Below are 11583 nucleotides of genomic sequence, written 5' to 3'. Positions count from 1 at the left end.
CGAGCGCAACGCCTGCGCCCGCCTCATGCCAGCTCGCGCAGCTTGTGTTTGAGCACCTTGCCGGTCGACGCGGCCGGCAGCGCATCTAGCACGCGGATGCGCGCGGGGCGCTTGTACGGCGCGAGCCGCTCGGCGCACCACGCGTGCAGCGTCGCGTCGGTTGCCGTCGCGCCGGGCGCCAGCTCGACGAACGCGAGCACTTCCTCGTTGCCTTCGACGGGGCGCCCGATTACCGCGGCCTGCACGACGTCCGGATGCGCGTTCAGCACCTGCTCGACTTCGACCGGATACACGTTGAAGCCCGAGCGGATGATCAGCTCCTTGCTGCGGCCGACGATCGTCACCGCGCCGTCGGCATCCTGCCGCGCGAGATCGCCGGTGCTCAGCCAGCCGTCCGGCGACACGGCCGCGCGCGTCGCGTCGGCGTTGCGGTAGTAGCCGAGCATCACGTTCGGCCCGCGCACGCGAATCTCGCCGACTTCGCCGCGCGGCACGTCGGCGCCGTCGGGCCCGACGATGCGCATTTCGATGCCGGGAATCGGCATGCCGACCGAGCAGTCGGCGCGCGGCGCATCGAGCGGCGTTTGCGTGATCGTCGGGCTGCTTTCGGTCATGCCGTAGCCGTTGTGCAGCGGGATGCCATAGACGCGCTCGACGCGCGCCTTCAGCGCCGCGTCGAGCGGCGAGCCGCCCGAATACGCGAAGCGCAGCCGCGGCGCATGCCATGCATGGCCGTGCGTGTGGAGGTGCTCGATCAGCTTCGCATGCATCGCGGGCACGCCCTGGAAGATCGTCACGCCCTCGTCGGCCAGCGCGACGCGCACGGCTTCGGGCGAAAAACGGGGCGCGAGCCGCAGCGTCGCGCCGGCATAGAGGCTGCCGAGACAGACCGACGCGAGCCCATAGACGTGCGACACGGGCAGCACCGCGTAGACGATGTCGTCCGGCGACACGCGCCGCAGCGTGCTCGACATCGCTGCGATGAACAGCAGGTTGCGGTGCGACAGCATCACGCCTTTCGGTGTGCCGGTCGTGCCGGTCGTATAGATCAGCGCCGCGCACTGGGCGGCGCCGTCGGCGGCCACCGGTTCGCTGCCGGCGTGCGCGTCGAGCCGATACGACCAGGCGCCGATGTCGACGGGCAGTGCATCGGCACGCACGGCCTCGTGCCGCGCGGCATGCGCGCGAGCGTCGGGCGACGTGTCGGTGACGAACGCGGTCAGCTTCGGGCGCGCGTGCGCGGCGATCGCATCGAGCTCGGCCGCCGACAGCCGCGCGTTCGATACGAGCGCCCACGCATCGATACGCGCGGCCGCGAACAGCAGCACGACCTGCGCGACGCTGTTTTCCGCCACGATCATCACGCGATCGCCGCCGCGCACGCCGAGCGCCGCGAGCCGCGACGCGACGGCATCGACGGCCTGCGCGAGCTCGGCGTACGACAGCCGGCGGGCGTCCTCGATCAGCGCGGGCCGCTCGGGCGCCTGGGCGGCCCAGCGCGCGGGCACGTCGGCGATGCGCGGCGGCAGCGCGGCGAGCAGCGCGTCGACGTCGGGCTCGGGTGAACGGATCGATGAGGTCATGGCGTCTCCGGAAAAGGGGCCGGCGGCATCGGCGCGGCGGCACGAGAATGCGAACGATCGTGCCATGACGGCGCGCGCGCCACAATCGGCCGTTCGGTCAATGGCGCTTCGCGCGATTCGCAACGATCATGAGTGGGCACGACGCGTGCCGTGTACCGCGCAGCGGGCCGCGAGTATAGCCCGGCGCGCGCGGGCGGTTCGTCGCGCGCCGTTCGCCATTAGAATGCCGCCATGAGCAAATCGAGACACGTATCAGAAACGCCGGCGACCCAGCTGCTGCGCCGGCACGGCGTCGCGTTCGGCGAGCATCCGTACGCATACGTCGAACACGGCGGCACCGGCGAATCGGCGCGGCAGCTCGGCGTCGACGAGCACATCGTCGTGAAGACGCTCGTGATGGAAGACGAGCATGCGAAGCCGCTGATCGTGCTGATGCACGGCGATCGCACGGTGTCGACGAAGAATCTCGCGCGCCAGATCGGCGCGAAGCGCGTCGAGCCCTGCAAGCCGGAGGTCGCGAACCGTCATTCCGGCTATCTGGTCGGCGGCACGTCGCCGTTCGGCACGCGCAAGCCGATGCCGGTCTACGTCGAGTCGACGATTCTCGACTTGCCGACGATCTATCTGAACGGCGGCCGCCGCGGCTATCTCGTGAGCGTCGCGCCGTCGGTGCTGACGACGCTGCTCGGCGCGAAGCCCGTGCAGTGCGCGAGCGTCGACTGAGGGTTTCACCTTCGTGGCAGGCCGCGCGCGTTCGGTAGAATGGGCGCCGTTTCGGCTCGCCGCGCCGCGTCGGCGCCGGTCGGCCGGCGGTCCGCGCTGCCGCGCCTGCGTCGCATGGCGCGCCCGCCGCGCGCGAGCCGTCCCTTCACCGATACGTTGAAAGAAGAGTTTCCCGCATGCAGATCCTGCTCGCCGCCCTCATTGCCTACCTGATCGGCTCGGTGTCGTTTGCCGTCATCGTCAGCGCCGCGATGGGCCTCGCCGATCCCCGGTCGTACGGGTCCAAGAACCCCGGCGCGACCAACGTGCTGCGCAGCGGCAACAAGAAGGCCGCGATCCTGACGCTGATCGGCGATGCGTTCAAGGGCTGGATCGCCGTGTGGCTGGCGCGCCGTTACGGCCTGCCCGACGTCGCGATCGCGTGGGTCGCGATTGCGGTGTTCATCGGCCACCTGTATCCGGTGTTCTTCCGCTTCCAGGGCGGCAAGGGCGTCGCGACCGCAGCCGGCGTGCTGCTCGCCGTTCATCCGGTGCTCGGGCTCGCCACCGCGCTCACGTGGCTCATCATCGCGTTCTTCTTCCGCTATTCGTCGCTCGCCGCGCTTGTCGCGGCCGTGTTCGCGCCGCTGTTCGACGTGTTCCTGTTCGGCACGAATCGCAATCCGATCGCATGGGCGGTGCTCGCGATGAGCGTCCTGCTCGTATGGCGCCATCGCGGCAACATCGCGAAACTGCTGGCGGGGGAGGAGAGCCGGATCGGCGACAAGAAGAAGGCGGCCGCGAACGGCAACGCGCAGGGCGGCGGGAAAGCGTAATGCAGCGGGAAGGGCGCCCGCGCGCTGCAGGCAGCAGCGTGCCGGCGCCCGTCTCGCGACCGGTCAGTCGCGGAAGTTGTTGAAGTCGAGCGGCGTATCGGTCACGTCCTTGCGCAGCATCGCGATCACGCTCTGCAGATCGTCGCGCTTCGCGCCGGACACGCGCACCGCGTCGCCCTGGATGCTGGCCTGAACCTTGATCTTGCTGTCCTTCACGAGCCGCACGATCTTCTTCGCGAGGTCGCCCGTCACGCCCTTCTTCACCGTGACGACCTGCTTGACCTTGTCGCCGCCGATCTTCTCGACCTTGCCGTAATCGAGGAAGCGCACGTCGACATTGCGCTTGGCCATCTTGCCGATCAGCACGTCCTTCACCTGACCGAGCTTGAAATCGTCGTCGGCGAACAGCGTCAGCTCGCGGTCCTTCTGCTCGACGCGCGCGTCGGAGCCCTTGAAGTCGAAGCGCGTCGAGATTTCCTTGTTCGACTGCTCGATGGCGTTCTTCACTTCGATCATGTTCGCTTCGGAAACGACGTCGAACGATGGCATGGCATTCTCCCTTGAGACTTGAGGCGCGGCGCCCGGCCGGCGCGCGGGCACTCGCTATAATTGCGGACTGTTTGCCATTTTACCGATGCCCTTCCGTTTGCCCAAGGCCGCGCCGTGCGGCCCGTCGGGCGGACGCGAGCGCGAATGCCGATGCCTCCTGACGAATCCGCCCTGTCGCTGCTCCCCGACCATCCGCTCGCCGCGCACAACACGTTCGGTATCGACGCGAGGGCGCGCTATGCCGCGCGCATCACGCATCCCGCGCAGTTCGAGGCGCTGCATCGCGACGCGCGCGTCGCGACGCTGCCGCATCTCGTGCTAGGCGGCGGCAGCAATGTCGTGTTCACGCGCGACTTCGACGGCCTCGTGCTGCTCGATGAAATCGCCGGGCGCCGCGTCGTGCGCGACGACGACGACGCGTGGTACGTCGAAGCCGGCGGCGGCGAGAACTGGCACGCGTTCGTCGGATGGACGCTCGAGCACGGCATGCCGGGGCTCGAGAACCTGGCGCTGATTCCGGGCACCGTCGGCGCGGCGCCGATCCAGAACATCGGCGCGTACGGCCTCGAAATGAACGCGTATTTCGATTCGCTCGTCGCCGTCGAACTCGCGACCGGGCGCAGCGAGCGTTTCGACGCCGCGCGCTGCGCGTTCGGCTATCGCGACAGCTTTTTCAAGCGCGACGGGCGCGGGCGCTTCGCGATCGTATCGGTGACGTTCCGGCTGCCGAAACGCTGGACGCCGCGGCTCGGCTATGCGGACGTCACGCGCGAACTCGATGCGCGCGGCATCTCGCCGGACGCGGCGACGCCGCGCGACGTGTTCGATGCGGTCGTCGCGATCCGGCGCGCGAAGCTGCCCGATCCGCGCGAGCTCGGCAACGCGGGCAGCTTCTTCAAGAATCCGGTGATCGATCGCGCGCAGTTCGACGCGCTGCATGCGCGCGCGCCGGGCATCGTGTCGTATCCGCAGCCGGACGGCCGCGTGAAGCTCGCGGCGGGCTGGCTGATCGACCGCTGCGGATGGAAAGGGCGCGCGCTCGGCGCGGCGGCCGTGCACGAGCGGCAGGCGCTGGTGCTCGTCAATCGCGGCGGCGCGACGGGCGCGGACGTGCTCGCGCTCGCGCGCGCGATCCAGCACGACGTGCGCACGCAGTTCGGCGTCGAGCTCGAGCCCGAGCCGGTCTGCCTGTAGTGCGGACGGATCCCGGCCGACTGCGGCCGGCGCGCCGGTTTCCCGTGCCGTACAAAACGAAACGCCGATCGGACGATCGGCGTTTTTCATGCGATGCGCGCGGCGCAGGCCGCGCAGCGGCTGCGTTCAGTGCTTGAGGCGGCCCAGCAGCAGGAACTCCATCAGCGCCTTCTGCACGTGCAGGCGGTTTTCCGCTTCGTCCCACACGACGCTCTGCGGGCCGTCGATCACGCCGGCCGTCACTTCCTCGCCGCGATGCGCGGGCAGGCAGTGCATGAACAGCGCGTCCGGATTCGCGTGGCCCATCATTTCCTCGTCGACGCACCAGTCGGCAAACGCCTTCATCCGTGCCTCGTTCTCGGCCTCGAAACCCATGCTCGTCCAGACGTCCGTCGTGACGAGATCGGCGCCCTTGCATGCTTCGTTCGGATCGTCGAACACCTCGTAGAACGGTGCGCTGTCGGGCGACACGAGCTTCATGTCGAGCGCGTAGCCGGGCGGCGTCGACAGGCGCAGCTTGAAGCCGAGGATCTGCGCGGCCTGAATCCACGTGTAGAGCATGTTGTTCGCGTCGCCGACCCATGCGACCGTCTTGCCGGCGATCGGGCCGCGGTGCTCGTAGTACGTGAAGATGTCGGCGAGCACCTGGCACGGATGGTATTCGTTGGTCAGCCCGTTGATCACCGGCACGCGCGAGTTTTCCGCGAAGCGCTGAATGATGTCCTGCTCGAACGTGCGGATCATGATGATGTCGACCATCCGCGAGATGACCTGCGCGGAATCCTCGACCGGCTCGCCGCGGCCGAGCTGCGTGTCGCGCGTGCTCATGAATACCGCGTGGCCGCCGAGCTGGAAGATCCCCGCTTCGAACGACAGGCGCGTGCGCGTCGAGCTCTTCTCGAAGATCATCGCGAGCGTGCGGTCGTGCAGCGGATGGTAGGTCTCGTAGTTCTTGAACTTGCGCTTCAGGATACCCGTGCGTTCGAGCACGTACTCGTAGTCTTCCAGCGAGAAATCCTTGAACTGCAGGTAGTGACGAATGGTTTTGGCGGTCATGAAACGAAATACGGCGGGCTTCACCCGGCGGCGACGCCGGACGGCGCCGCCGTCGGATGTGAATAACTCAAAGCAGCATAAAGGATTTTCCGTGCTTTGACGAGCCGCGCAGGCGAACGGGGATCGATCGCGGCGCAGCGCGGCCCGCTGTCCGGCAGGGGCGGCGAAACGACGCGCGATGGCGCGCTGCGGTATAATTTCGAAGTTTTCTCCAGCCCGGCACGCAAGCCGTTTCGCGGTTCTGCCGGACACAAGCCGTGCGCTGCACAAATCCCGTGCGGCGTGCCGGCCGCACGTGTCGATCGCCCGTTTTTCGGCGCGCCGGCACGCGCGAGCCGCGTCGATTCCAGCTTTGTGTTCGCGTGCTCACGCACTGTCGCGTGGGTATCGCCGGGCCGTCACTTGGGTAACCACATGGCTGAAACCCCCCCGACCGAATACTTCATCCAGGGCGTCACGAAAGACGGGAAAAAGTTTCGCCCGAGCGACTGGTCGGAACGTCTGGCCGGCGTGATGTCCTGTTTCGGGCCAGGGGCGAGCGGGCCGAATGCGCGTCTTCAGTACTCGCTCTACGTGCGCCCGACGCTGCTCGGCGACACCAAATGCGTGATCCTCGACTCGCGGCTGCGCGATGTCGAGCCGATGGCCTTCGATTTCGTGATGAACTTCGCGAAGGACAACAATCTCGTCGTGACGGAAGCGTGCGAACTGCCGGACTATAACGAGAAGAAGTGAGGCGCACGGGCGCGCTGCGCCTGTTGCGGTATTGCATGACACCGCGCAGGTATGCAGCGCTCACGCAAAAAAGCCCGCCGAAGCGGGCTTTTTTGCGATCGCAGGAAACAGGAGTGCCCGCACGAGGCGGGCACGCCGGAATTTACGCTGCTGCCTGCAGGCCCTTGACGGCTGCGGCGAGGCGGCTCTTGCTGCGAGCGGCCTTGTTCTTGTGAACGATCTTCTTGTCGGCGATCGTGTCGATCGTCTTGACGGCAGCCTTGAACAGCTCGGCAGCCTTTGCCTGGTCGCCGGCGTCGACGGCCTTGCGAACAGCCTTGATCGCGGTACGGAATTTCGAGCGCAGCGCCGAGTTGTGCGAGTTTGCCTTCGCGGCCTGGCGGGCGCGCTTGCGTGCTTGTGCGGAGTTAGCCATGACGGTTCCTTATCCTGTCCTGTTTCCAGAGCTTGGAGCCTGACGGCCAAGCGCTGCTTTTCGATCCGTCCCCTGAGAACGATTGCCCAGGGGCGCATAAAAAAACGGTGATTTTAACCGAGGCCGAGACATGGAAACGGCAGCCGCCGTGCATGTAACAGGCTCAGAAACCGGCGATTATAGCAACAAAATCAAGCGCGTGGCAAGTTCGGCGTAATCCCGCCGGACACGGGCGCCGGCGGCGCGGCGCGTTTTCGGCATCGCGCCGCGTCCGGTCGTGCAACGTCCGTATAATAAGCGCCCCATGAATCTATTCCGAGCCCTGCTGACGGTCAGCGGCTTCACGCTGCTGTCGCGCGTGACCGGACTGGCCCGCGAGACGCTGATCGCCCGTGCGTTCGGCGCCAGTCAATACACCGACGCGTTCTACGTCGCGTTCCGCATTCCGAACCTGCTGCGCCGGCTGTCCGCCGAAGGTGCGTTCTCGCAGGCGTTCGTGCCGATCCTCGCCGAGTTCAAGAACCAGCAGGGCCACGATGCGACGAAGGCGCTCGTCGACGCGATGTCGACCGTGCTCGCGTGGGCGCTCGCCGTGCTGTCGATCGTCGGGATCGCCGGCGCGTCGTGGGTCGTGTTCGCGGTCGCCTCGGGCCTGCGCACCGACGGCCAGGCGTTCCCGCTCGCGGTCACGATGACGCGCATCATGTTTCCGTACATCGTGTTCATTTCGCTGACGACACTCGCGTCCGGCGTGCTGAACACGTACAAGAGCTTCTCGCTGCCCGCGTTCGCGCCCGTGCTGCTCAACGTCGCGTTCATCGTCGCGGCGGTGTTCGTCGCGCCGCACCTCAAGGTGCCGGTGTTCGCGCTCGCGTGGGCCGTGATCGCCGGCGGCGTGCTGCAGTTCCTCGTGCAATTGCCGGGCCTGAAGAAGATCGACATGGTCCCGCTGATCGGGCTGAACCCGCTGCGCGCGCTGCGTCACCGCGGCGTGAAGCGCGTGCTCGCGAAGATGGTGCCCGCGACCTTCGCCGTGTCGGTCGCGCAGCTGTCGCTGATCATCAACACGAACATCGCGTCGCGGCTCGGGCAGGGCGCCGTGTCGTGGATCAACTATGCGGACCGCCTGATGGAGTTCCCGACGGCGCTGCTCGGCGTCGCGCTCGGCACGATCCTGCTGCCGAGCCTGTCGAAGGCGCACGTCGACGCCGATGCGCACGAATATTCGGCGCTGCTCGACTGGGGGCTGCGCGTCACGTTCCTGCTTGCCGCGCCGAGCGCGCTCGCGCTGTTCTTCTTTGCGATGCCGCTGACGGCGACGCTGTTCAATTACGGGAAGTTCGACGCGCACACCGTGACGATGGTCGCGCGCGCGCTCGCGACGTACGGCATCGGGCTGATCGGCATCATCCTGATCAAGATTCTCGCGCCCGGCTTTTACGCGAAGCAGGACATCAAGACGCCGGTGAAGATCGCGGTCGGCGTGCTGATCGTCACGCAGCTGTCGAACTACGTGTTCGTGCCGCTGATCGGGCACGCGGGGCTTACGCTCAGCATCGGCGTCGGCGCGTGCCTGAACTCGCTGCTGCTGTTCTTCGGGCTGCGCCGCCGCGGGATCTACCAGCCGTCGCCGGGCTGGCTGCGCTTTTTCGTGCAGCTCGTCGGCGCGTCGCTGGTGCTGGCGGGGCTGATGCACTGGTTCTCGATCAGCTTCGACTGGACCGGCATGCGCACGCAGCCGCTCGAGCGCATCGTGCTGATGGGCGCGTGCCTCGTGCTGTTCGCTGCACTATATTTCGGTATGTTGTGGCTGATGGGCTTCAAATACGCTTACTTCAGAAGGCGCGCCAAGTGACGACCGCTATGACCCGCGTCCTCGACTACTTCAGCACGCTCGTGGCGGACGACGAGAGCCTGCCCGTCACGGAAGCCGCGCTGTCGCTGGCGCAGGACGCGTACCCCGACCTCGATCTGCAGGGCACGCTCGCCGAGATCGACATGCTCGCCGCGCGGCTGCGGCGCCGGCTCGCCGACGATGCGGATCTGAAGCACCGCGTCGTCGCGCTGAACGACTTCTTCTTTCGCGAACTCGGCTTCGCGTGCAATCACAACGACTACTACGACCCCGATAACAGCCACCTGAACGCGGTGCTGAAGCGGCGGCGCGGGATTCCGATCTCGCTGTCGGTGCTGTATCTGGAACTGGCCGAGCAGATCGGCGTGCCGGCGCGCGGCGTGTCGTTTCCCGGTCATTTCCTGCTGCGCTTGACGCTGCCGGACGGCGACCTCATCATCGATCCGACCAACGGCCATTCGCTGTCGGAAGCCGAGATGGTCGAGATGCTCGAGCCGTACGTCGCGCGTGCGGCGGGCGCCGTCGACAGCGCGTTGCGCGCGCTGCTGCAGCCGGCGACGAGCCGCGAGATCATCGCGCGGATGCTGCGCAACCTGAAGACGATCTATCTGCAGACGGAACGCTGGCAGCGGCTGCTCGCGGTCCAGCAGCGGCTCGTGATCCTGCTGCCCGATCATGTCGACGAGGTGCGCGATCGCGGCTTCGCGTATGCGCGGCTCGACTATCTGCGCCCCGCGCTCGAGGATCTCGAACAGTATCTCGGCGAGCGGCCGGACGCCGAAGACGCGACCGTCGTCGAGTCGCAGGTCAGCGAGTTGCGGCAGCGGATGCAGCGCGACGCCGAAGACTGACGCGGCACAAACGCGCAAAAAAAGCCGCCCGGAAGGGCGGCTTGCGTGGCGCAACGTATGCGCGCCGGTTACTTCAGCGCGTCGAATGCGCGCTCGCGGATTTCCTCGACGGTACCGAGACCGGAGATCTTGCGATACTGCGGCGCCTTCAGGCCGTTTTCCTCGCCGCGCTTCGCCCAGTCGCCGTAATACGTGATCAGCGGCTTGGTCTGCGCCTCGTACACCTCGAGGCGCTTCTTCACGGTTTCTTCCTTGTCGTCGTCGCGCTGGATCAGCGGCTCGCCCGTCACGTCGTCCTTGCCTTCGACCTTCGGCGGATTGAACTTCACGTGATACGTGCGGCCCGACGCCGGGTGCGTGCGGCGGCCGCTCATTCGCTCGATGATTTCCGAGAACGGCACGTCGATCTCGAGCACGTAGTCGATCGCGACGCCCGCTTCCTTCATCGCGTCGGCCTGCGCGATCGTGCGCGGAAAGCCGTCGAACAGATAGCCGTTCGCGCAGTCCGCTTCCTTCAGACGTTCCTTCACGAGGCCGATGATCAGCGCGTCCGGGACGAGCTTGCCGGCGTCCATGTAGCCCTTCGCTTCGACGCCGAGCGGCGTGCCGGCCTTGACGGCCGCGCGCAGCATGTCGCCGGTCGAGATCTGCGGGATGCCGAACTTTTCCTTGATGAAGTTTGCCTGGGTGCCCTTTCCCGCGCCGGGCGCGCCCAACAGGATCAAACGCATGATGATATCTCCGGTATGTAGATTCGTATGGCGAGACGCGACGGTGTCGGCGACAGCGTGCACGGCGCTTGCGCGGCGCGGCGGCGGACCGGTCTGACGCGGCGCGTCGATCGGGCGACGCGCGGCTGCCGGCAGGGGCCGCGGCGGGAGCAAGCGAGCACGCGCAGGTCGCAGACGGCTCGCACAATCGCCCGATTATGCCATGGGTTATTTTGAATCCGGCCGAAAAAGGGCCTGCACCCGCGCGAGGTCGGCCGGCGTATCGACGCCGGCCGCGGGCGCGCGCTCGGTGACGAGCACCGCGATGCGTTCGCCGTGCCACAGCGCGCGCAGCTGTTCGAGCTGCTCGGCCTGCTCGATCGGCGCCTGCGCGAGCGACGGATAGGTGCGCAGGAAACGCGCGCGATAGGCGTACAGGCCGATGTGCCGATAGACGGGCGCGGCCGGGGCCGGCATCGCGGCGACGTCGGGCCAGTGCGGCTGATAGGCGTCGCGGCTCCATGGAATCGGCGCGCGCGAGAAGTAGAGCGCAACGCTTTGCGCGTCGAGCGCGACCTTCACGATGTTGGGGTTGAACACGTCGGCCGCGTCGTGAATCGGGTGCGCGGCAGTCGCGATCGCGCAGGCCGGATGCGCGGCGAGATGCGACGCAACGTCGCGCACCAGCGCGGGATCGATCAGCGGCTCGTCGCCCTGCACGTTGACGACCACCGTGTCGTCGTGCCAGCCGCACGCGGCCGCGACTTCCGCGAGCCGGTCGGTGCCGGACGGATGATCGGCGCGCGTGAGCACCGCGTCGAAGCCGTGTTCGCGCGCCGCGTCGAGCACGCTCTGCGCGTCGGACGCGACCAGCACCTGCTGCGCACCCGCTTCGCGCGCGCGCTCGGCCACGCGCACGACCATCGGCTTGCCGCCGAGATCGGCGAGCGGCTTGTTCGGCAGGCGCGTCGACGCGAGCCGGGCAGGGATGACGGCGATGAAGGGTTGCGGATGAGTCATCGGAATCGGGCGGTGAGAGGAGCTCGGGACGGGCGCCGCCGTCGCGACGGCGGGGCGCCCGGCGGCCGCGGCGGCCG

The 11583-nt window shown here is 67.5% G+C and carries 12 protein-coding genes; 6 read left to right on the top strand and 6 right to left on the bottom strand.

The annotated features are described in order from the left end of the window. Nucleotides 1-23: 23 nt before the first annotated feature. Nucleotides 24-1583 (bottom strand): class I adenylate-forming enzyme family protein, encoded by a 1560-nt coding sequence (locus HMPREF3115_RS03820; protein WP_070553467.1) that lies wholly within the window; start codon nt 1581-1583, stop codon nt 24-26. 231 nt (nt 1584-1814) lie between these two features. Between HMPREF3115_RS03820 and HMPREF3115_RS03815 the strand changes: the two genes are divergently transcribed. Next, nucleotides 1815-2306, top strand: coding sequence for an aminoacyl-tRNA deacylase (locus HMPREF3115_RS03815; protein ID WP_006410357.1), 492 nt, complete (start codon nt 1815-1817; stop codon nt 2304-2306). Nucleotides 2307-2482: 176 nt separating this feature from the next. Continuing rightward, on the top strand, nt 2483-3121 hold the full coding sequence (plsY, locus tag HMPREF3115_RS03810; protein ID WP_006406424.1) for a glycerol-3-phosphate 1-O-acyltransferase PlsY: 639 nt from the start codon (nt 2483-2485) through the stop codon (nt 3119-3121). A 63-nt stretch (nt 3122-3184) separates the two neighbouring features. On the opposite strand, the gene HMPREF3115_RS03805 is transcribed toward plsY, so the two are convergent. Beyond that, nucleotides 3185-3670, bottom strand: a complete 486-nt coding sequence (locus tag HMPREF3115_RS03805; protein ID WP_006398488.1) for a YajQ family cyclic di-GMP-binding protein — start codon at nt 3668-3670, stop codon at nt 3185-3187. Nucleotides 3671-3814: 144 nt separating this feature from the next. Here HMPREF3115_RS03805 and murB point away from each other — a divergent pair, with 144 nt between their 5' ends. Continuing rightward, nucleotides 3815-4864, top strand: coding sequence for a UDP-N-acetylmuramate dehydrogenase (gene murB / locus HMPREF3115_RS03800; protein WP_006410358.1), 1050 nt, complete (start codon nt 3815-3817; stop codon nt 4862-4864). 126 nt (nt 4865-4990) lie between these two features. On the opposite strand, the gene argF is transcribed toward murB, so the two are convergent. After that, nucleotides 4991-5920, bottom strand: a complete 930-nt coding sequence (gene argF / locus HMPREF3115_RS03795; RefSeq protein ID WP_012212838.1) for an ornithine carbamoyltransferase — start codon at nt 5918-5920, stop codon at nt 4991-4993. A 414-nt stretch (nt 5921-6334) separates the two neighbouring features. On the opposite strand from argF, the gene HMPREF3115_RS03790 reads away from it, so the two are divergent. After that, nucleotides 6335-6655, top strand: a complete 321-nt coding sequence (locus HMPREF3115_RS03790) for a DUF3579 domain-containing protein (RefSeq protein ID WP_035488618.1) — start codon at nt 6335-6337, stop codon at nt 6653-6655. Between the two features lie 142 nt (nt 6656-6797). Here the strand turns inward: HMPREF3115_RS03790 and rpsT are convergent, their stop codons facing one another. Beyond that, entirely contained in the window at nt 6798-7070 is a 273-nt protein-coding gene (gene rpsT / locus HMPREF3115_RS03785; RefSeq protein WP_006398494.1) for a 30S ribosomal protein S20, read from the bottom strand. A gap of 304 nt (nt 7071-7374) precedes the next feature. Between rpsT and murJ the strand changes: the two genes are divergently transcribed. Together murJ and HMPREF3115_RS03775 are read left to right on the top strand one after the other, a co-directional pair. After that, entirely contained in the window at nt 7375-8925 is a 1551-nt protein-coding gene (murJ, locus tag HMPREF3115_RS03780) for a murein biosynthesis integral membrane protein MurJ (RefSeq protein WP_070553466.1), read from the top strand. A gap of 8 nt (nt 8926-8933) precedes the next feature. Beyond that, nucleotides 8934-9776 carry a SirB1 family protein gene (locus HMPREF3115_RS03775; RefSeq protein WP_070553465.1) on the top strand — a complete coding sequence of 281 codons (843 nt, stop codon included), beginning with the start codon at nt 8934-8936 and terminating at the stop codon, nt 9774-9776. Nucleotides 9777-9844: 68 nt separating this feature from the next. Here the strand turns inward: HMPREF3115_RS03775 and adk are convergent, their stop codons facing one another. Continuing rightward, nucleotides 9845-10507, bottom strand: coding sequence for an adenylate kinase (gene adk, locus HMPREF3115_RS03770; protein WP_006398497.1), 663 nt, complete (start codon nt 10505-10507; stop codon nt 9845-9847). Nucleotides 10508-10714: 207 nt separating this feature from the next. Further along, nucleotides 10715-11506, bottom strand: a complete 792-nt coding sequence (gene kdsB, locus HMPREF3115_RS03765; RefSeq protein WP_006406419.1) for a 3-deoxy-manno-octulosonate cytidylyltransferase — start codon at nt 11504-11506, stop codon at nt 10715-10717. Nucleotides 11507-11583: the final 77 nt, after the last annotated feature.

It is taken from the genome of Burkholderia sp. HMSC10F09 (assembly GCF_001806955.1).
Lineage (GTDB): Bacteria > Pseudomonadota > Gammaproteobacteria > Burkholderiales > Burkholderiaceae > Burkholderia > Burkholderia multivorans.
This window is presented reverse-complemented; position numbering and strand designations above follow the sequence as displayed.

Excerpts from the sequence above, each read along its gene's own strand:
- HMPREF3115_RS03820 (WP_070553467.1), bottom strand. The coding sequence starts at position 1,583 with ATGACCTCATCGATCCGTTCACCCGAGCCCGACGTCGACGCGCTGCTC.
- HMPREF3115_RS03815 (WP_006410357.1), top strand. The coding sequence starts at position 1,815 with ATGAGCAAATCGAGACACGTATCAGAAACGCCGGCGACCCAGCTGCTG.
- plsY (WP_006406424.1), top strand. The coding sequence starts at position 2,483 with ATGCAGATCCTGCTCGCCGCCCTCATTGCCTACCTGATCGGCTCGGTG.
- HMPREF3115_RS03805 (WP_006398488.1), bottom strand. The coding sequence starts at position 3,670 with ATGCCATCGTTCGACGTCGTTTCCGAAGCGAACATGATCGAAGTGAAG.
- murB (WP_006410358.1), top strand. The coding sequence starts at position 3,815 with ATGCCGATGCCTCCTGACGAATCCGCCCTGTCGCTGCTCCCCGACCAT.
- argF (WP_012212838.1), bottom strand. The coding sequence starts at position 5,920 with ATGACCGCCAAAACCATTCGTCACTACCTGCAGTTCAAGGATTTCTCG.
- HMPREF3115_RS03790 (WP_035488618.1), top strand. The coding sequence starts at position 6,335 with ATGGCTGAAACCCCCCCGACCGAATACTTCATCCAGGGCGTCACGAAA.
- rpsT (WP_006398494.1), bottom strand. The coding sequence starts at position 7,070 with ATGGCTAACTCCGCACAAGCACGCAAGCGCGCCCGCCAGGCCGCGAAG.
- murJ (WP_070553466.1), top strand. The coding sequence starts at position 7,375 with ATGAATCTATTCCGAGCCCTGCTGACGGTCAGCGGCTTCACGCTGCTG.
- HMPREF3115_RS03775 (WP_070553465.1), top strand. The coding sequence starts at position 8,934 with ATGACCCGCGTCCTCGACTACTTCAGCACGCTCGTGGCGGACGACGAG.
- adk (WP_006398497.1), bottom strand. The coding sequence starts at position 10,507 with ATGCGTTTGATCCTGTTGGGCGCGCCCGGCGCGGGAAAGGGCACCCAG.
- kdsB (WP_006406419.1), bottom strand. The coding sequence starts at position 11,506 with ATGACTCATCCGCAACCCTTCATCGCCGTCATCCCTGCCCGGCTCGCG.